Genomic DNA, 20,946 nt, shown 5'->3' on the forward strand with positions numbered 1-20,946 from the left:
TCATAGATTGATCCAATGATGAAACACTTTTTCGCGTCCTTTCTGTTTTGCTTTGTCGCGATCGTTCCCGCATTACACGCCGAAGATGCGGAACCAAGTGACAACCATCAGTCGTTCTTGGGGACTTACTGTGTCCAGTGTCACGGGCCGGAGAAGCAAGAAGGCGACCTGCGACTCGATACGCTCTCGGCCGATGTTTCGGATCCTCTGATTACGTCGAAATGGGCGGAAGTGCTCAATTCCATCAACGGCCACGAAATGCCACCCGAAGACGAAAAGCAACCTTCGATGGAAGCGGCGGCTGCGTTTGCGACATGGCTTGAATCCTCTCTCGCCCAAGCCGAGATCGCGAAACGAGCTACACGTGTGGTGCTGCGTCGGATGAATCGCGCGGAGTATAACAACACGATTCGTGATCTGGTCGGCGTCGATTTCGATCCCGCTGAGGCCTTTCCCGAGGATCCTCCGGCCGGTGGTTTTGACAACATTGGCGAGGCACTGACGATGTCGCCGCTGCAAATGGAGCTCTACTATTCCGCCGCGCGAGCGATCCTTGATCATGCACTCGTCGAAGGCGAACAACCCGCGGCGATCAAGTGGCGTTTTGACCCTGAACAGAACACGGACGGGACCGATCGCTTACGTGTTAAGCATGACGGCAACAACATCCTGCTGAACGATGGTGAAAATACAACGGAAGGCGAATTTACGGTCGTGCATCATGACGCGTGGAACAAATCGATTGGATTTCGTGATTTCAAAGTCCCGTCCGATGGCGAATACATCATCCGCATTCGCGCCGCCGGCCGAGTTCCCTCGCGTGCCGAGTTGATTGCGTCGGCCAAGTCGATCCTGGAAACACGTCGCGATGAAGCGATTGCGAAGAAACCCGAATCCGAAAAACGCGAGACGGAACGAGTGGAAAGCGATTTAGAGCACTTTCAAACGGACCGCATGTATGACTACGGACCACCCCGAGTCAAAGTCGCAATCGATCTCGGTGGCACGCCGCAAGTGATCAGCGAGTTCGATGTAGAGGCCTCGCCGTCCGGTCCGGCGGTCTATGAAGTACGTGCTCGTTTTACGACCGAGAAAGCCGGCGTGAAATTGAGCAACTCTTACAGCGTCCCGCGCGTGTTAGAAAATTTTTGGATGCAGGATCGCGATGCGTTCACGCGTCCCGAATTGCTGGTCGACTGGATCGAATTAGAAGGCCCGATGTATTCGCAGTGGCCGCCGGAGAGCCACATTCGCGTGTTGTTCGATTCGCTAAATAAAGACAAAGATGAAAACGCGTACGCACGCGAGGTGATACGGCGTTTTATGGCGCGAGCGTATCGTCGTCCACTGGACGAGGGTGAAGTGGATGCAAAGTTTGCACTCTTTCAAAAATATCGCGAGCAGAAGCCGACGTTTGTCGAGGCGATCAAAGTGCCGCTTGCCGCCGTGCTAGCGTCTCCACACTTTTTGTATCTCGCCGAACCAGAAGCAGCGAGCGAGTCGCCACGGCCATTGACCCAATACGAACTCGCGTCGCGGCTTTCGTATTTCCTGTGGTCATCGATGCCCGACAACGAACTGTTTCGGCTCGCCACTCGAGGTGAACTCGCGAAGCCCGACGAGCTTGCGGCTCAAGTCGCCCGGATGCTCGCGGACTCGAAGAGCCATGCGCTCGTTAAAAATTTTGCGGGACAATGGCTGGGCCTTCGCAACGTCGGGGCGAACCCGCCCACGTCAACCTTGTATCCCAAATACGATCGTCATCTCGAAGTTTCGATGGTGCAAGAAACGGAAGCCTTCTTTGCTGAAATCCTTCGTCACGACATCGATGCACTACACTTAATTAAAAGCGACTTTGTCACGGTCAACGAGCGACTGGCGAGGTTCTATGGCATTGCGGGAGTGAAAGGCGACGCGTTTCGTCGTGTGACTGTGCCGCCCGATTCGCATCGTGGCGGGTTGGTCACTCAAGCGTCGATCCACTGCATCACCTCCAACGGCACACGTACATCACCGGTAACGCGAGGCGTGTGGGTGATGAAAACGATGCTTGGTACGGATCCAGGGCTGCCGGTGGCCAATGTTGGCGAGATTCCAACGCAGGTGCCTGGGATCGATAAGGCAACGGTCCGTGATCGATTGACCATCCACCGTGAAAATTCAGCGTGTGCACGATGCCACAACAAGATCGATCCACTCGGCTTTGCCCTGGAAAACTTTAACGCGTGTGGTGAATGGCGAGACCAGGAAGGTCACGGCTATAATGGCCGGATTGGCAAAAACGATCCGCCGATTGACGCAAGTGCGAAGATGCCCGATGGCAGCGAGTTCGTTGGCGTTGAGGGACTGCAATCGGAACTGTTGAAAAATGAGGACCTGTTTTTAAGTGCACTTGCGTCCAAGTTGATGACGTACGCATTGGGCCGCGAGCTTGGGTTTTCCGACCGCGACGATGTCCGTGACTTCGTGGCCACGATGAAACAGAATCAATACACATTGCAGTCACTGATTGTGGCGATCGTTCAATCGGAAGCGTTTAATACGAAGTGAGTTGGCTGCTGGTTGATTCGTGCTTTGTTAAAGGTAAATTTTAGGGTAGCGGAACTCGTCAAGAGTTTCGGATCGTTCGGCAAATAAAACGAAAGTCTTGACGACTTTCGCTACGAGCAACCCTAGTTTTAGGTCCTGAGAAAGGACTAGAAGCTCTTTTTGCTGTTAGGAACTTGATGATGAATTCGATCGCTCGCAAGCTACTTTCACGCCGTGCCGTTCTTCGCGGTTGTGGTGCCGCTATCGGCTTGCCGCTGCTTGAGGCAATGTTGCCGCGAACATTGCACGCGGCAGCGTCGACCTTCAAGCCGCTGGCGAAATCGAATGTTAAACCGACTCCGCGTGCGATCTTTTGCTACGTGCCCAATGGTGTAAACATCCTGGAGTGGATGCCTTCGGAAAGCGGAGCCGACTACACACTCTCGCCTACGCTTGCGGCACTCGCCGATCATCGTGCCGATTTTTCGGTGATCAGCGGCTTGGGCCATCCGCACTCTACCGGCGGGCATAGTGGTGCCGACACATGGTTGACTGGGGCCGATCTTCGCGCGGTCCCAGGCAAAGATTACTCGAACACGATCTCGGTCGATCAGTTGATTGCCGAAAAAGTTGGGGCGGCGACGCGATTTCCTTCATTGCAACTTTCCGATGGCTCGGGGACTGGAAGTGCGCTGCATAGCCATACGCTTTCCTTTGATCGCAACGGCACGCCGCTGCCTGCCGAGAACAGTCCCAAGCGTTTGTTCGAGCGGCTGTTTGTTCCTGATGACGCATCGTCGCGGGCTGCGACGCTGCGTCGGTTCGCGGAAAAGCGAAGTATCCTCGACGATGTGGCAAGCGAGGCGACGTTGCTCGCGAAGAAACTAGGACGTTCGGATCAAACGAAACTGAACGAGTATTTGGCGTCAGTCCGCGAGACTGAACTTCGCGTCCAACGGCAGGTCGATTGGATCGATGTGCCAAAGCCGGAGGTTGATAACAGCGGACTGCAACTGAATAGCCAGCCAGGCAACGCACACGACCGCACGATGTGGATTGATGTGATGCTCGAGATTAGCTACCTCGCGTTCATTACCGATACGACGCGAGTGATCTCGTTTGAGTGGTCGCGTGAGGCCGGCGGTCATGGTCCCGGTGGCGAAAACCATCACGAGCTTTCGCATCACGGTGGCGATGCTGGGATGCTGAAAAAACTTGGCGTCGTCGACCGTGGTTTTCTGGAGCGACTCGGCCGCTTCCTGACCTTCCTAAAGCAGACCGAAGAGGGCGGTCGCTCGATGCTTGATCACACGATGGTGGTCTACGGTTCGGGGATGAACAGCGGCGAGCGAGGCGAACATTCACCGAAGAATTTGCCGCTGATCGTTGCTGGCGGCGGAGCGTGGGGTTTGAAACACGGTCAGCATCTTTCGCATGATCCTGATCATCATCCGCCGCTTTCCAACGTGCTTGTCACCCTGGCGCAAAAGATGGGGGTCCAGACGGATCAATTCCAAGACGCCACGGGCACCCTGACGGGGCTGGCGTAGCGGTCGCGTGCGGAAAGATCATTGCGACCTGCTTAGAATTGCTCGTGGACGTGTTTAAGAATCGATTTGGCACGTGCAATCACTTTGGGTTCACCGTCGGTTCGGTACTCTCCCTCGCCGCCTTGTTTTCGGTCGTGGGTGTACTTCAGCCACACGTTGGCGTGACCAAACAAACCGCTGTAATCCATCCCCCAAGTGCCTTCGCCGTGGCCATGGTATGCATTGGTTTCGCGGTCGCGTCCGCGATGCAAAAGTCCGGGATGCAAATCGGGGATTTTTGAGAACGCGGCTCCACCCCCGACGTACCACGCACTGTACTTTTTGTTGGGACTGCATTTTGCCCACGGTGCAACACAGTGAGGATTCCCAGCGCGAACGCAATCATCCATGCGATATCGCTTCGGCGGACAGTCGCCGCGATTAACGTCGCCCGGTTGTTCGTGCTTGGGTTTGCGAGGATGCCCGGGATCAAGACAGATGCCGTGGTGCGAAGTGTGGAACTCTCCGTGCCCCGTTTCTGAAGCATGCTCAGAGGTATGCTCTGACGCATACTCATGCTCGTAAGTATAGTGCTCGGGAAACTCGTTATCGACGATCTCACTTCCCTGGTAATACAACGACTCGTCGTGGTAACGAGGGGATTGAGCAACGATGCTGGACGCAGAGGCAAGACTCAGCGCGACGCCAAGTGACATTGTGGCAATCGATCGAAGTCGATTCGAGATATTCATCATCAATCCGTTTGGCAAGAAAACAAAACGCCTTGCCAAAAGGATCGGCATATTCGCACCACCTTGCTGCGGGGAATCCGATCAACCGTCACAGCTGGAAAAACCGGTAAGGTTTACCACCACCTCAGCTAGCAAATGGATTCCGATTGAATTTCTGGAACGGCAGTCGCACGCCGCCGACAACAAATTGGTCGACTCGAATCGAGGGATTGGGATCGAAACCTTGTTGGCCAGCGAAGGTGACCACATCGTCTTGATCGACCCCGTCACCGCTGACGCCAAATCCACCGACCAGTGCCGTCCTGGAATTGCCGATGTACAGCGGCGAGCTGCCAGGGAAGAAGACGATGCCATTTTGGTTTGCTAGCGGTTGCACGTTGGGGCTGCCGTCCATACTAGGCAGGCCGGCCACGACGGTGGCGTCGCCTGGGTCGCGGAAGTTGCGACTTGGGTTGAAGGCATCAAACGCCAGGAAGCTGCCGCTGGTCGAGCTTCCGTAGGCACTAAAGTCCAGTGGTTGGTTGTTGACGATATTCTCTGCTGTGACCGGATTGATTCCTGGGTTGCGCAGAATACTGTGCGGGGCGACTTGTTGGCATTGCCCCGGTTTCTGGTCACACAAATCCACGGTTTCGACGTTTTGCAATCCGTTTGCGAGCGACGGATCGACATTGGATCCCGTCGGGAAGCGAGGTTCGACAATAAAGCGGAAGGTTCGATTGGTCAGTGCCGTGCCCAGTGGCACGGTGTCACCCGAAGGGTTTTCGAGTGCTTGGCTGATCGGTCCAAACACGTCGTCGCCGTTGAAGTCAATTCGATCGACCGCTTGCAGTGCGTCGGCGTCTGCGTAGTAGGCGGTGTTGCGAGCTTTGGCGATCGACACGTCAATCGAAAAGATCGTCGCGTCGGGCATCCGGTACAGCCCCAGCAGTTCGCCGTGAGTGTCGGCAACCGCCAGCACCATGCGTGTCCTCGCACCTGGACGGAAGTTATTGTCGATATCCAGCCGAATCGCCGCCCGCGTGCGGTCGGCTTCGTTCACGCCCGTGAGGATAATTTGTTCGACTCGTTCGGCGGTCAACTCGGTATCGACGGTCGAATCATGCGGTGCGACCAGCCAGCCTTCGGGAACCGATTGCCCGGCAAGTAACGTGTCACCCTTTCCATTGACGACTTTGTTTTCACCTGAATCGGCGCCTCGTCCGAGCGCACGTCCGAGTTCGATCAACCGATCCACGCCTGGTTTGCGGAACGATTGATCGGGATGCGGTCCATAGATTTCCAGCGTGATGCCGACGAGGTCGATTCGACCGGTGGGCAAGAAAAAGTCGGGAAGCGATGGGAGTGAGTTATTGAATTCGCTCAAGTCGCGAAGAAATGCGGACTGCCCTACCAGCCCCGTGCCAGCAGCGGCAACAAACGCAGTGAACTCGGATTCGAGCACTTTGAATGCATTGGTTCGTTCTTTCTCGGTCTGTGCGACCCCACCACGTTCGCTGGCGTGCTGGAACCCTTGCTCGTGAGTCGCAAAGCCATCTTCACCGGGAAAGAAAACTCCGATTCCGCCGACCAAGTTGAATGATTCGCTCAGTGGGACGTTGGGCGTTGAGCCATCGGCGTTGGTGACCGCTTTATAAAGTGGAACGCCACCAGGCAACGTTGCGACGCCTCGTGATTGGCTGTTCAGAAACGTCTCGGTTGCGACTCCGTAGGATTCAGGCCACGACTGAAAGAATTGATCCGCGTTTCGAGGCACAAAGGCCGGATCCGCGTTGAAGCGGGAACCGAGCACAAAGTCATCGCCCGCGATGGTGATTTCCTTACTCTTGTCGACATTCGTTTTGACAGTCGACTGGGTGATTCCGTCGGCACCGGCATGCAGTTGGCTGTCGCGGCTTTGATGTTCAATTGCGAACAAGTCGACTTGCGGGGCAAAGTTGACCTCAGGTGGAAAGTGTCCGCCGACACCGATCGGGGCAACAAACCCTGGCCCGCGATAGGTGGGATCGTCACTAACGGGCGACGACTCGACTTCACGCTGGGTGACTGTGGATTGGCTAATGAAGCGAACGGTGCGGCTGGTCAGCGGGGCGGCATTGCTGCTGAAGAACGCAGCGGTACGGGCTTTGGCCACGGCGCCATCGATTGCAAAGGCCAGTTCTTCTGGTTTATTGGCAAATTGTGCTTTGACGTCACCTTCGACACGGACACCAAGAATTCGGCCATTGCGATCGACCACGGCGATGATCGCATCATTACTGCTGGTAGCCATCGAGGCACGCGACAACAGCGTTTCCACGTCGCTTGTTTCGAGCAAGTTTTGAATGCCCCGATTTTCAGCGGCGTTAAGCGACGCGAAAAATTCGTCATTGGCGGCTTGGAACGTGCCGTCCGAATCAACCTGGGCAGCTTTGGGGATATTGGCAAAATCGGCCTTCGGCAACTCAGCGAGCGCAGTCGATTCACCGCTGCCCATGCGATTGAGATGATTGATCACGACCAGCGCATCGAGCGCGCTGACATGGCCGTTGTTATCGACGTCGACCATCGATTGGGACGTCGCGACCGCTTCGGTTTCTGCGAAGGCGGTTTGCTCGCTCGCTTCATTGACGCCCGCGAATCGCTGCAGATAGTTGACGACCACCAATGCATCGATGGACGAAACGTGACCATCCAGGTTCACATCGGCTGGCAGTTGATCGTTGTGCAGCCCGAGCACGTCGCCCCCGGCCATGAGATGGCGTTGCTCGAGTCGTTCGGCTATGAGCCGTCGTTTTGCTTTGGAGCGACAACGGGAAGTTGCAGTCATAGATTTCACGATTTCGCCGCAAAAAACGGGGTGGAGCGAATGGGATGAGGAGGCATTCTTAGCGGGCTAGCAATTTTTACCTCCCCCCATCTTAGTTCGGTTGTCGGCGAAGTCGAAGCAGATTGCGATTAAGAAACGCCGGCCCATCGGAATAATCAGAACAAATTCTCCAAACGATACAAAGCGGTCCCCCACTTTCGGCCGATAACGTTAGCGAGAGAGTTGGGTGAAGGGGGGCGGAAACAGCCCTCCCCCAAAATGATGAGGCGAGGAAGATTACTGAAAAAACATGATTGATTATCGGGGAATCACGATCGCAATCGCCTTGAACCTGGCTTGGGTTGGGGTGAATTTACGCGCTGACGAAGCTGCGGATTCCCCAAGCGAGGGCCGGGTGACGCTGAGAGAACTGCTTGGCTCGGGCGGAAAAGACGCTGCTAAGCAAGCTTCCGACGCTAGCAAAAATGTCGTTTTGGCCAATCAGCAAGCATTGGCTCAGCAGCAAGCCGAACAGAGCGAGTCGCAATCGCAGCGTTCGTTCCGAGATTTGCTGAGTAACACCGTACGCCAAGCATCCGATTCGATCATCAAAGACATTCGGCCTGACGAGGACTCAAACGATGTGGATCCGTTCCAGGACGATTTGGAATTGGATGCTGGGATTCGTCCCAAGGTGCTGCGTGATCCGCTCGAACCCGAACTCGAATTGCCGCGGATCAATCTGGATCGGCTCGACGACACCAATCCGTTGTATGTTGCGTCCCGCGATGCGCCTTACGGATTCACAGGCCCCAGTGGTGTGCTGCCGACCGAGCATCAAACCAGCAGCCATTTTATTCCGGTCGAAGATCGTTGGCGGCTTGGGCAACCCGATGCGGACCGCTATGGCAAAGGCCACCCGGTCAACGATGACTATTTAGGGGTCAAAGGCGCTTTTTGGGATCCGTACAACCAAAACGTGCTCAAAGGCGACTATCCGATCATCGGTCAGCACACATTTATGAAGTTGCAGGGCAAGAGCTTGACGCTGCTCGAAGGCCGTCAATTACCGACGCCGACGACTCCGTTCGAATCGACTCGCAATCCAGGTGCGATCGGATTTTTTGGGGATCCCGACTCGTTTCTCGCCGCTCAATACACTTCCCTTGCGATCGATCTGTTTCACGGCAACACCTCGTTCAAGCCCAATGATTGGCGAGTTCGTCTGAATTTGGTTCACAACGCCAATCACTTGGTCGCGGATGAGCTTGGCGTGGTCGGCCCCGATGTTCGCGATGGAACCAGCCGCCATCGAGACGATTTTGCACTCGAAGAATGGTTCTTTGAATCGAAAATCTCCGACCTCAGTCCGTATTATGACTTTGCCTCGGTACGGGTCGGAAGCCAGCCGTTTGTCAGCGATTTCCGCGGGTTTATCTTTTCGGATATCAATCGCGGCGTCCGTCTATTCGGAACGCGAAACAGTAATCGCGATCAATTTAACTTGATGTGGTTCGATCAGACTGAGAAAGAAACCAATAGCTTGTTGAACGTCATTGATGACGATCGCAACCAAAACACTTGGATCGCGAACTACTATCGCCAAGATTTTCTTTTTCCCGGCAACACTGCGAGCGTTTCATTTCATGCCAACCATGACCGGGCCTCGTTTGAGTTCGACAAGAATAATTTTCTAGTACGTCCCGATCCGGTCGGTGTTTTCCAGCCGCATGATGTTCGCTCGTACTATTTTGGTGTGGCTAATAATGGTCATATGGAGCGGATCAACGTCAGCAGTGCGTTTTATTACGCGTTCGGCCAAGATGATCTGAACCCTATCGCAGGTCGCGAAGTGGACATCAGCGCCTACATGGCCGCAATCGAATTGTCGTATGACCGCGACTGGGTTCGTTTCCGCACGTCGTACCTGTTCAATTCAGGGGACAGCGACACGAACGACGAACAGGCGACCGGATTTGACGCAATTTTTGCGAATCCAAACTTTGCTGGAAATGAATTTAGCTACTGGGGACGCCAAGGCATCCGGCTTTTCGGCGTCGAGTTGACCAACCGGCTGAGTCTGAATCCGAGCATGCGGCAGAGCAAATTCCAAGGGCAAACCAACTTCGTAAATCCCGGTTTACACCTGTTTAACCTGGGTTTAGACGCCGACATCACCCCGCGGCTGAAAACCATCAACAACTGTAACTTTCTGTGGTTCGAGGACACCTCGTCACTGGAAACCTATCTGTTCACAGGAGAAGTTCACAATTTCATCGGCACCGATATTAGCACTGGTCTTGAATACCGCCCGCTGCTAAATAATAACATTCTGTTATTGGGTGGTCTCGCTACACTCATTGGCGGAGATGGATTGGAAGACCTATACCAGAACCTCGACGGTAAACTACGCAACCATGTTGCCGGCTTCGTCGAACTGGTCCTAGAGTTCTAGCTAGCAAATACGCTGGCAGTGATTGGGTGAATGGATTGATGAACTGCCGACGTATATTTCAGCTGACTTTATTTGTTTTTCTGGTCCAACCCTCGATAGGTTTGGCCCAATCGCCGCAAGAGCGAATCGCGACGCTGCGTGATTTTCTGCAATCCAGCCGTCAGGCGGAAACAGCACCGCGGACGCAAAATCCAGGCGTCACTCAGGCCAGCGGCACGGACACCATTCCCGGGACGATCGTCACCGCAGGGCCACCCAACATTCCGCCAGAGAATATTCCGGCGGAGAAAATTCCATTTCCTTCGGGAAGCTACCACGGCAAAGCACGCGTTGCCGGAGCCAGTGAACCTGACATTGGACGCCGCGGCGAAGATCCATGGGATTTAGCACGCCGGTTGGGGATCGCCGACAATTCGTCCTATCCGATTCCCGAAGACCTCCGTTTTGACGATCTCGCTCGTCAAACCGCCGCCGATGCTCACTCAAAAAGTGTCGGATGCATTCATTGCCACACCGATGTTGGCCACATGCATCCCATTAACTCGATTCAAATTGGGTGTACAGATTGTCACGGCGGCGATGCTACGGCGACCGATATTCGTACTGCCCATATTTGGCCTCAGTACGGAGCTGCCTGGAAAGATTCGGCCAATCCAGTTCGCAGTTACACGATTTTGAATCACGAGAACCCCGAGTTCATTCGGTTTATGAACCCTGGTGATTTACGCGTTGCCCATATCGCGTGCGGACAATGTCACGCTAACGAGGTGCTGCAGCTTCGCAAGAGCATGATGACCAACGGTTGTATGTTGTGGGGCGCCGCTCTTTACAACAACGGTGCCACGGGCGACAAGCGAGCCCAGCACGGCGAATCGTACAGCATGAACGGCAAGCCTCAGATCATGCAGACCGTTCCGCCGCCCACCGAATACGAAATTCGTCACAAGGGAGTCTTGGCATCACTGAACCCGTTGATTCCTTATCAGGTCAGCCAGCCCGGTAACGTGCTGCGGATCTTTGAACGTGGTGGTCGCTTCCGTCCCGAGATCGGTATCCCCGAACGACTCGAAGAACCAGGCCGTCCCCGCGAGCGATTGAGTCTGCGAGGGTTGGGAACTGAAAACCGGACCGACCCTGTCTACATCGGTTTGGCGAAAACTCGTCTGCTCGATCCGACACTGAATTTCCTTGGAACCAATGACCATCCCGGCGACTATCGCAGCAGCGGTTGTAGCGCCTGTCACGTGTTGTACGCAAACGACCGCAGTCCCACGGCAAGTGGGTTCTTGGCCAAATACGGAAATGGCGGTACCGCGGCGGCCGAGCGAGATGAATGGGTCAAGTACATTGACCCGACCATTCCCAAGGACCAACCGGGACACCCGATCCAGCACAAGTTTGAATTGCGAATGCCGACTAGCCAATGCATGGTGTGTCACATTCACCCGGGCACCAACGTGTTGAACAGTTATCTCGGCTACATGTGGTGGGATAACGAAACCGATGGCGAGTTGATGTATCCCGAAGAACAAAAGGAATTGACCGCCGAAGAATACATTCGTGCGACCGAGTCAAATCCGAACGAAGCGGCTGCGCGAGGGCACTGGAGCGACCCTGAATTTTTGGCCAACGTCAGCGACCTGAACCCTCATTTGCGTCACACGCAGTTTGCGGATTTCCATGGCCACGGCTGGGTGTACCGAGCAGTGTTCAAGAAAGATCGTCACGGCACGTTGTTGGATTGGAAGAACGATCCGCTACCCGAAGTGTCAACCGAAAAGCTGCAAGAGGCGGTTAAACCGTCCACGCCAACCGAACAAGAAGTTGGCCGATGCCGCCCCGATGCGCCGGTTCATATGCAGGACATCCATATGGAAAAAGGGATGCACTGTGTTGATTGCCATTTTTATCAAGACAGTCACGGCAATACGAAACTGTATGGCGAAGTCCGCGCGGCGATCGAGATTCAATGTATCGATTGCCACGGTACCGCCGAAGAATCGTTGGTTGAAAAAGTCGACAAACAACTCGAAGCCGGCCAAGTCGCTCGCCTACCTACCAGCGGTCCTGCGGCGCCCAAGGGTGGCACGAATCTGTTGACGTTGAGTACGACCTTCGACAAACCACGCTTCGAGATTCTGCGTGAACCCGGTAAATCACCGCGATTGATCCAGCGCAGCACCGTCGAACCCGATGTGTATTGGGAGGTCAAACAAACGGCCGATACCGTTCGCCCCGACCATCCCGATTACAACGCTCGTTCGCATGCCGCCAAAACGGTGCGGATGGGGGCCGACGGACGTCCGACTTGGGGCGGCACGAGTAAGGATGATCTGCTGGGCTGTGCTCACCGTAACGAGAATATGTCGTGCATCGCCTGCCACAGTTCGTGGAATCCGAGTTGTTTCGGTTGCCATTTGCCGCAACGAGCGAATATTAAATCGCCGGAACTGCATTACGATGGCGACGTGACACGAAACAGGACCAGTTACAACTTTCAAACGTTGCGTGACGATGTCTTTATGCTCGCTCGCGACGGAACGGTGACTGGAAATCGAATTGGCCCCGCTCGCAGTAGCTGTGCGATTCACGTGACCAGTTACAACGCCAATCGTGAAGCGATCTACACTCAACAGCAAACGATTAGCGGCGATGGGATGAGCGGAATTGCGTTCAGTACCAATGTTCCGCATACCGTTCGCGGCGGTGCCGGTTTGATCAACGAAACCGATCCAGGTCACGGCGGCGTTTATGAAACGAAGAGCTGTACCGATTGCCATCTTTCGGCCGCCAATGACAACAACGCGATCATGACCCAGTTGTTGATGCAAGGGACGGGGTATACCAATTTTATTGGCAAGTACTGTTACGTTGCCGCTGGCGAACATGGTTTCGAAGCCGTCGTGGTGACCGAGGATACCGAACCGCAAGCGGTGATCGGTAGTTCGCTGCATCAGCTTGCCTATCCAGAGAACTACGAAGAACATCTTGAGCACGACCGCGAGCTCGAGCACAGTCACGAGCATCCGGGACGCGATATTTTGGAAACCTTGTCGCTGCGTTATCGAAAGCCGGAGATCTTGGATCTTCAGCACCGCGGCGAGTACATCTATGCCGCTTGTGGTGAAGGCGGCTTCCGCGTCTTTGATATCGCGTTTATCGATCACAAGGCATTTAGTGAGCGAATCACGACCGCACCGGTCTCGCCGTTGGGGCAACGGTTCTATGTGCGAACGAAACATGCCACCGGTGTCGCCGCACCGAGCACGATCGCACCCGATCCGACTCGCAAACAAGATCCTGCGAACGAAGAGTCCGCAGTGCATCCTTTGTACGCCTACATTTATGTAACCGACAAAGAAGAAGGTCTGATTTTGGTTGGTGCCGGCACGTTGCTTGACGGCAATCCGCTGAACAACTTTTTGGAGCGAGCATTGACGTTCAATCCCGATGGAATTCTGGACGGAGCCGAATCGATCTCAATCGTGGGAACGTATGCCTACATTTGCTGTGAAGAAGGCTTGGTCGTGGTCGATTTGGATGACCCCACAAAACCTAAGATCAGCAGTGTGATTGGGCACGAAGAACTCGAGCATCCACACCGCGTCGCAGTTCAGTTCCGTTACGGATTTGTGACCGACAAAGAAGGGGTGAAGGTGCTTGATTGCACTGACCTTGGACATCCGCACGTGGTTCATCATGTTCCATTGGAAGATGCTCACGGCATCTACGTCGCACGGACCTATGCGTATGTTGCGGCTGGAAAACATGGGCTGGCGATTTTGAATGTCGAGAATCCGCTTCATGCTCACGTGGATCAGATCTACGACGCGAATGGCTGTATCAACGATGCACACGATGTCCAGCTTGGGATTACCAACGTCAGCCAATTTGCTTACGTGGCCGATGGTGAAAACGGCCTGCGAGTGATCCAGTTGACAAGTCCTGAGATACATGGAAACGATGGCTTCAGTCCTCGTCCGCAACCGTATCTCGTCGCCACTTACAAGCTGCCTAAAGACGGGCATGCGTTGGCGATCAGCCGAGGAATGGACCGTGACCGAGCGGTCGATGAGAGCGGCAATCAGATCGCGGTCTTCGGCCGCATCGGAGCTCGTCCGTTAAACAAGACCGAGACCGAGAAAATGTATCGGCGTCCGGATGGCAAACCATGGTTCACCAGCGACGACATTTTTGATTCCAAGGTTTACGATTTTCCCGAAGAGCTAGGCGGCGTCCGCTTCAAGATTTCCGACTAGCTTTACTCGTAGCGAAAGTCGCCAAGACTTTCGACTTTTGTGAGCCGTGGGCCGTAAGGCACCGGGTAACGCGGTTGTCAGTCGCGGGACGTAAGACATCGGGTAACACCAAAAAACCGGCCGCTCACGCGTCGCGGATCACCGGCTACTTGTGATCGAAAACGAATACTGGATCGACCACGGTTTTCTTGTGTGTTAACGCGTCCACGACTCGGCCTAGCAGTAACACACTCGGGGTGTCGTTGGCGTTTTGATAGACCAGCGATGCGAGTTCCTTGGCGGCGCCGGCAAGGTCACTTTTGTGATAACAGTCCAGTGCCTTTTCGTAACTCAGACGCATCTGTTGCCAATTCGGGTCGGCATCGGGATTTAATTCGTACAGCGTCACGACTTCGTTGATCCCGAGCGGTTTGGCGTCCGCCAAGTGACGCGTCTGCAGCACGATCTCGTTTGCAGCACCTTGGCACTTCTCAACTTCATCGAGTGTTGATGATGTTAGCAACACACGTACCCCAAATGCCTTCGTCATCCCCTGCACGCGACTGGCGACGTTGACGGTGTTACCGAGCGGGCCGTATTTGAATTTGACCTTCGATCCGGTGTTGCCCACTTGTGCGACGCCCGTGTTGATTCCGATTCCAAAGCCGAACTGGTCGCTGGTGATGTCGCTCCATTTCTTGCGAAGCGGTTCGATCTGTTTCAGCATCAAATTAGCCGCCCGGCAAGCACGCAGTGCGTGATCAGGTTGTTGTGCGGGGGCTCCCCACATCGCCATCAATTCGTCGCCAATGTAATCGACCAAAACACCATCGGTTTCGATCACACACTGGCTCAGTTCCGTCATTACATCATTGATCCACTCGATCGTACGTGCGGGGCCGACGCGTTTGGATACGGCACTGAACCCACGGATGTCACAAAACAACACCGTTACTTCGGCATCACGTCCAAGCAGCAGATCTTCGTTTTTCTCGAGTCGCTCGGTCACTGCAGGCGAGAAAAATTGAGTTAACGAAGCACGCAACGATTCTTCGTGTTGACGTGCTAATCCCGAGGCGACCGCACTTGCCATGACTTCTAGTAGCGTCGCTTCAAGCTCACCAATCGGTTCGTTACTGCGGTCGTCCACGACGCGTCGGTCGCCATAAACAACGCCGATCACTTCACCCGCCTTATTGAACATGGGTGCGGCAACGGCGCGATCAAGGCTGATCATCGACGAGCCGGCAGTTTGCAGATAGCTATCGGGTTCGTAGATCACTGTCTTTTTTGATTGCAGCACGTTGTCCAACAGTCGGGTGCTGCCCGACGGTAGGGGTTCGACGGTTGTGCTGTCGGTGAAGTTGATCGACGAGTCGGACTCTAGCGAAAACATTGACCGTACGGTCCAGTGATTGGCTGAGAACAGAATGACATAGGCACGATCGAGTTCGATCATGTTGGCAACCGCTCTCACCGCCGCTTCGAAAAATTCGTTCGACCCAGCGGCCTTTTGCACCACGGTGAGTGCTTGACGCACCAGACTGACGGCGACTGCGGCAGGATTCTTGTCACTTGCTTCGCTTTTCAGTTGGCCAAGACGTGCGTCATGCGCACCCAGCGTCATGCTCGATTCGACGGCTTCGAGCGTCCGCATTGATCGGTCGTATTCGACCGGTGCGTTCATGGACTTTAATGTGAAGGTCAGCATCAACTGCTGAGGCAATTTGACGGTAGCGTTGCCCGAGACCGAAAGCGATTGACCGGGGCCGACGACCAGATTTTCGTCGCTGACCTGAAAACTGTTGGTTGAGTGGATATTAACTAGGCGCAGGCCGCCATCGCCGTTGTCCTCCACCCTCATTGAACGCCGCGAAACGCCGATCATATCGATCGGAGCGACGGCGAGGCGGAAATTGCCATTACCGACGTTCTGGGTTCGCAGCAATTCTTCGCCGTGATCCATCCGGCCAATCTCAAGAGGCAGACTCGCCTTGTAGACGTGGTTGGTCTCATTTCCCAATTTGACAATCACGTCAACGAATTTCACTACAACGACCTCAAGGGAACTTCGGTTAAAAGCAAGGGAGCTTCGGCTAAACGAATGCTTCGAAAAAGGGGGCATCTCAGTACGGTGATACGCAATTTACTTGCAGCATCCTACCTCAGCAATTAGCTTCACAATAGCGTTATACCCTATCCTAGCGGGAACTCTTTAGCCCCGAGACGAATCCATGCCCCGTTTTTCGATGCGTCGCGACTCGCGAGCTGCTCGCAGCTCACGTCGCCGTCTGTTGGTCGAGTCCTTAGAGTCCCGCCGTGTGTTGGCGACGTTCGTCGTCGATACACTCGTGGATACCGATCCACAGACCAGTTTCTGTGCCGCATCCCCGGCGCCAGGCAATGGGACTTGTTCGATTCGCGGCGCTATTGCCGCAGCGGACAACAATCCAGGGGCGGACCGTATTGAGATCCCGGCAGGCACGTACAATATCGATCCGAATTTTGGCAGTTTTGATCTTTTCGAAGCTCAAGATCTCGATTTCGTTGGTGTTGGCAACGGGCCGGGTACAGTCGTCATTGATGGCGGAGGCCTCTCACGAGGCTTCGATATTTTTGGCAGCGGGACTCCGTTCACGTTGACGATGGAAAATCTGACGATCCAAAATGGGGTTGCCAATGATGGTTCCGGGGGTGGCGGAATTAATATCTTCGGTTCCGGTTCGTTAGTGTTGCGTAGTGTGATTCTGCAGGACAACCGTGCTGACGAAAATGCCCAATTTCCCGGCTTCACCTCGTCCGGCGGTGGTATCCAAGCTGGCGTGGATGTGACAATCGAAAATTCAATCATTCGCCGGAACACTGCGACGGCTCATGGAGGTGGGATTGATTTTTCCACCACGGACCAACCCCAAACCCTAACCGTCCGCAACTCTACGATCCAAAACAATTCAACCGGCGATACCAATATAGGGTCCGGGATCGGGGGCGGCGTCACCGTCCTTGGCCTCAATTCCAACGCCATTTTTGACACGGTCGTTATTGACAATAATGCCGCAGCTGATTCGGGCGGGGGCGTCTATTTCCAAGGTTCCTCGATTACGCTTACCGATACAGATTTTATTGGCAACCAAGCGTTAGGAGCGGATTCGGGCGGCGGCGGTTTGTATTTCTTTGGCGACACGCAACAGAATCTGACGTTCAGTGTCACCGGTGGCCGGTTCGAGTCGAACACCGCTTTCGCGGGTGCCGGCGGTTTCGAAGCCGTGGACGTTAACGGCACCATTGACGGTACAACGTTTCTGCAGAATAGAGTGCTCGGTCAAGGTGACCAGTTCGATCAAGGTGGTGGGGCTATCGCGTTTCTTGCGGAACCCGACGCCAACCGAGCCGTCACGATTCGCAATGCGGACATTCTGCAAAACCAAGCTCCCAGTGCCGGTGGGATCGCATTGGTGAATGTCGATCTAAGCATTGAGAATTCCACGATTGATGGCAACCTAACCACCTCGGACCAAGGCCCAGGTGCTGCTGGTATCGGTGCGGTGAGCAATTCGCTAACTCAAAAATTGACGATTGTTTCTTCGACCGTTGCTAACAACTTTTCGGAGACGGAAGCGGGCGGCATTGGCGCGATTGATTTTGATATTGAGATTACTGATTCAACGATATCCTCCAATACTGCTCAGGCCGGTCGAGCAGGCGGTATCGGCTTACTCGGGAACCTACGCAATCCAATCTTGACCGCATCGAGCGTGACAATTGCGGGTAATCAATCGGCAGCGGACGGCGGGGGATTGGGGTTTGCCAATAGCGGTTTTGATCTAACCAACGTCACTGTCACTGGAAACCAATCGGGACAACAAGGCGGCGGCATCGCGGTGGGTGCGAGTGCACCGGGCGTCCAGCATTCGATTACCTTTTCAACGATCGCCGACAACCAATCCCCGGGTGCGGGATCCAACATTGCCGCTCAAGGCGAACCAATTTCGATCGAAGCGAGTATCTTTTCCGGCGGCGATGGGATTGCTTTGCCGGGCACCTTCGTCTCCTTGGGCGGTAATCTCGATAGCGGGCTAAGCATGGGATTCAATGATCCCAGCGATTTAAATAATACCGATCCACAATTAGGCCCCCTTCAAGACAATGGTGGGCCGGTCTTCACCCGGGCACTCGGGGCGCAAAGTCCAGCGATTGATGCTGCTCGAAACACGCAAGTGCTAGTGGACGCACGCGGAACCGTGCGACCCCAGGACGGTGATGGCGATAGCCAAGCCTTTCCCGACATCGGGGCTTTCGAGCTGATTGCAGCGCCGCCCGTTATCGTCACAGCAGTCGATGACAATCCGTTGGGGATCCAGGAAGACGACCCGTTAACCTTTATCGATGTGCTTGCCAATGACTTGCCTACAGGAACGTTGACCGTCACCGCCGTTTCTGCGGCAACTCGAGGTACTGTAACGATCGCAGCCAACGGCAGCGGTCTCAATTACTTGCCTCGCGCCGACGAGTTTGGGATCGACGTTTTCACCTACACCGTCAGCAATTCCTTAGGTCAAACCGCTACGGCGACGGTCCGTGTCGACATCGCCGCTGTCAACGATCCGCCGATCGCAGGCAACGATGTCGTTGATGTCGCGACGCGGCAAGCGTTCACGATTCTAGAATCTGACTTGCTGGCGAACGATTTCGTCGGTGCTGCCAACGAAACCAACCAGAGCCTCAGCATCGTCGATCTGCCGCTGAACACCGTTGCCGGCGCAACGATCTCGTCCAACGGAGTCACGATTACGATCACACCCGACCCCGGTTTTGCCGGGCTGAGTGATTCGTTTACTTACACACTGAGTGATGGCATCGACACTGCGACGGGAACCGTGGTTTTGAATTTCGCGGCTCGCGTGGGCGGCCATGTCTATTGTGATGCCAACGGCAACGGCAGCGAAGATAGCGGCGAAGCGGTGGTGAACGGACGCGTGTTCATTGATGCCGATGGTGACCGAACGTTTGATCCAGGAAACCCAAATGACCCGAATGACCCAGGTGAGCGAGAGACGCTGACTGATTTGAATGGCGACTATTTCTTTACGGGACTAGTCAGTGGTCAAGCAGTGATCGTGGCGGAAATTCCTGCGACCTGCCAAACGATCCCTGATAACCCCGGAGTCATTCGCAGCCAATTGGACGCCGGACTGTTGGCTCGGTCGATTACCGCCGCGAACATGGATGATGACGAAGATCTCGAGATGGTCGTCGCCAGCGATCTGTCAGGAACGCTCACGGTGATCGATGTTGTCGGTGGGAACTTGTCGCTGATACGAGAAGTCACACTTGGCGATCGGCCGCAATCCGTGTTCGCGTACCCACCCACCAGTTTATCAAGTTTTGATAAGTCGTTGGTCGCAGTTGCAGCCATCGGGCTTCCGAGCGAAGGGGGGCACGTCTACTTTGGCAATGATTCGTTTGAATCACTACCGATCGTAAGTGGTGCAATTGATGTGGTGGTCGAAGATTTTGGAGATGGATTGCCCACCGTGGTTGCCGCGTCGTTTCGCCAGTCTGGATTGACATTGTTTGCACCTGATGGGCGATTTGCACCGCAAGAATTACCTGTCAACGTATCCCAGATTTCATCCGTTGCGACAGGTGACGTCGATGGTGATGGCGACAAGGATATTGTCGTCGTCGGAATCGGTTACGATACTGCGATTGGAAGCGATGCCGCAAATAGCGATGCTGGAAGTGAAATTAGCATTCTTCTGAACAATGGTGACGGAAGTTTTTCAGCAGTATCAAGTAGCGAATCGAATGCCAATCTGACGAGCAAGTATGTCGACGTGACTTTGGCCGATATTGATCGCGATGGTCAGGACGAAATCTTGGCCTTGGATCAACAGCAAACACTGAGAATCCTACGTCTGGAACAAGGGCAAATTCGCTTGGTTTCTAGCACTGTAGTGACGGCTAAAGCATCGCAACTCGCAGTCGGTGATTTCAACCGCGATTTGCATCTCGATATCGTTGTCGCTAGTAGTAGCAACGACGTGATCGAGGTTTTTGCGGGAGATGGTGTTGGGAATTTCAGCTTGGTCAAGTCGATCCAGGATGTCTTTAATCCTATCGACTTGGCAGTCGCCGACTTCGACCGAGATGGTGTCGACGAGATTGCTGTGGCGAACCTGTATCGCCGCGCGGTGAGCGGAAACAATGTGGATCCATTATTGCCCAGCACGGTCACGGTGCTGAAATTGCAGGTGGCCGAGGCCGCGATTGTCGTTGGTCAAAGCTCGGTGAGCGTTGATTACACATTCCCTCGCGTTGTTCCTGGATTCAGTCCTCTAACGCGAATGGATGTTAACGCCAGCGGAGAAATTACCGCAAATGATGCGTTGATGATCATCAATCAGCTGAATCGTCAGGGAAAGGCCGAAGGCGAATCATTGGCCCGGGTGCGGGCGGCCACCGATGTCAATTTGGATGGTGCCACGTCGCCGCTTGATGCTCTGCTTATCATCAATCATCTGAATGAGAACCGCGGGCAAACCACGGAAACTCGCCAAGGCGAGCAGAGTCTTTGGTTCGAAACCGACGATGACGAGAAGGAACTTACCGCTGCGGTTGACGATGTGTTCGCAGCGGGGTTGTTTTAATTTCC

General features: G+C 54.6%; 8 protein-coding genes. 5 read left to right on the plus strand and 3 right to left on the minus strand.

Features of this window, described 5'->3' with window-relative positions; translation table 11 throughout:
• Window positions 1-15: 15 nt before the first annotated feature.
• Both SH528x_RS04245 and SH528x_RS04250 read left to right on the plus strand, forming a co-directional pair.
• Window positions 16-2,550, plus strand: a complete 2,535-nt coding sequence (locus SH528x_RS04245; RefSeq protein WP_442509282.1) for a DUF1592 domain-containing protein — start codon at window positions 16-18, stop codon at window positions 2,548-2,550.
• 176 nt (window positions 2,551-2,726) lie between these two features.
• A complete protein-coding gene (locus tag SH528x_RS04250) occupies window positions 2,727-4,079 on the plus strand; it encodes a DUF1552 domain-containing protein (RefSeq protein WP_442509284.1) in 1,353 nt (450 codons plus the stop codon).
• A 32-nt stretch (window positions 4,080-4,111) separates the two neighbouring features.
• On the opposite strand, the gene SH528x_RS04255 is transcribed toward SH528x_RS04250, so the two are convergent.
• Together SH528x_RS04255 and SH528x_RS04260 are read right to left on the minus strand one after the other, a co-directional pair.
• Window positions 4,112-4,861: a hypothetical protein gene (locus tag SH528x_RS04255; RefSeq protein WP_442509285.1), complete on the minus strand. Its 750-nt coding sequence runs from the start codon at window positions 4,859-4,861 to the stop codon at window positions 4,112-4,114.
• A 73-nt stretch (window positions 4,862-4,934) separates the two neighbouring features.
• On the minus strand, window positions 4,935-7,619 hold the full coding sequence (locus SH528x_RS04260) for a dockerin type I domain-containing protein (RefSeq protein WP_442509286.1): 2,685 nt from the start codon (window positions 7,617-7,619) through the stop codon (window positions 4,935-4,937).
• A gap of 289 nt (window positions 7,620-7,908) precedes the next feature.
• Between SH528x_RS04260 and SH528x_RS04265 the strand changes: the two genes are divergently transcribed.
• A complete protein-coding gene (locus SH528x_RS04265) occupies window positions 7,909-10,053 on the plus strand; it encodes a hypothetical protein (RefSeq protein WP_442509287.1) in 2,145 nt (714 codons plus the stop codon).
• Between the two features lie 38 nt (window positions 10,054-10,091).
• Window positions 10,092-14,312: a hypothetical protein gene (locus SH528x_RS04270; protein ID WP_442509288.1), complete on the plus strand. Its 4,221-nt coding sequence runs from the start codon at window positions 10,092-10,094 to the stop codon at window positions 14,310-14,312.
• Between the two features lie 145 nt (window positions 14,313-14,457).
• Here the strand turns inward: SH528x_RS04270 and SH528x_RS04275 are convergent, their stop codons facing one another.
• A complete protein-coding gene (locus SH528x_RS04275) occupies window positions 14,458-16,341 on the minus strand; it encodes an adenylate/guanylate cyclase domain-containing protein (protein WP_442509289.1) in 1,884 nt (627 codons plus the stop codon).
• 184 nt (window positions 16,342-16,525) lie between these two features.
• Between SH528x_RS04275 and SH528x_RS04280 the strand changes: the two genes are divergently transcribed.
• Window positions 16,526-20,941 (plus strand): Ig-like domain-containing protein, encoded by a 4,416-nt coding sequence (locus SH528x_RS04280; RefSeq protein ID WP_442509290.1) that lies wholly within the window; start codon window positions 16,526-16,528, stop codon window positions 20,939-20,941.
• Window positions 20,942-20,946: the final 5 nt, after the last annotated feature.

The organism is Novipirellula methanifontis, from assembly GCF_052161655.1.
Lineage (GTDB): Bacteria > Planctomycetota > Planctomycetia > Pirellulales > Pirellulaceae > Novipirellula.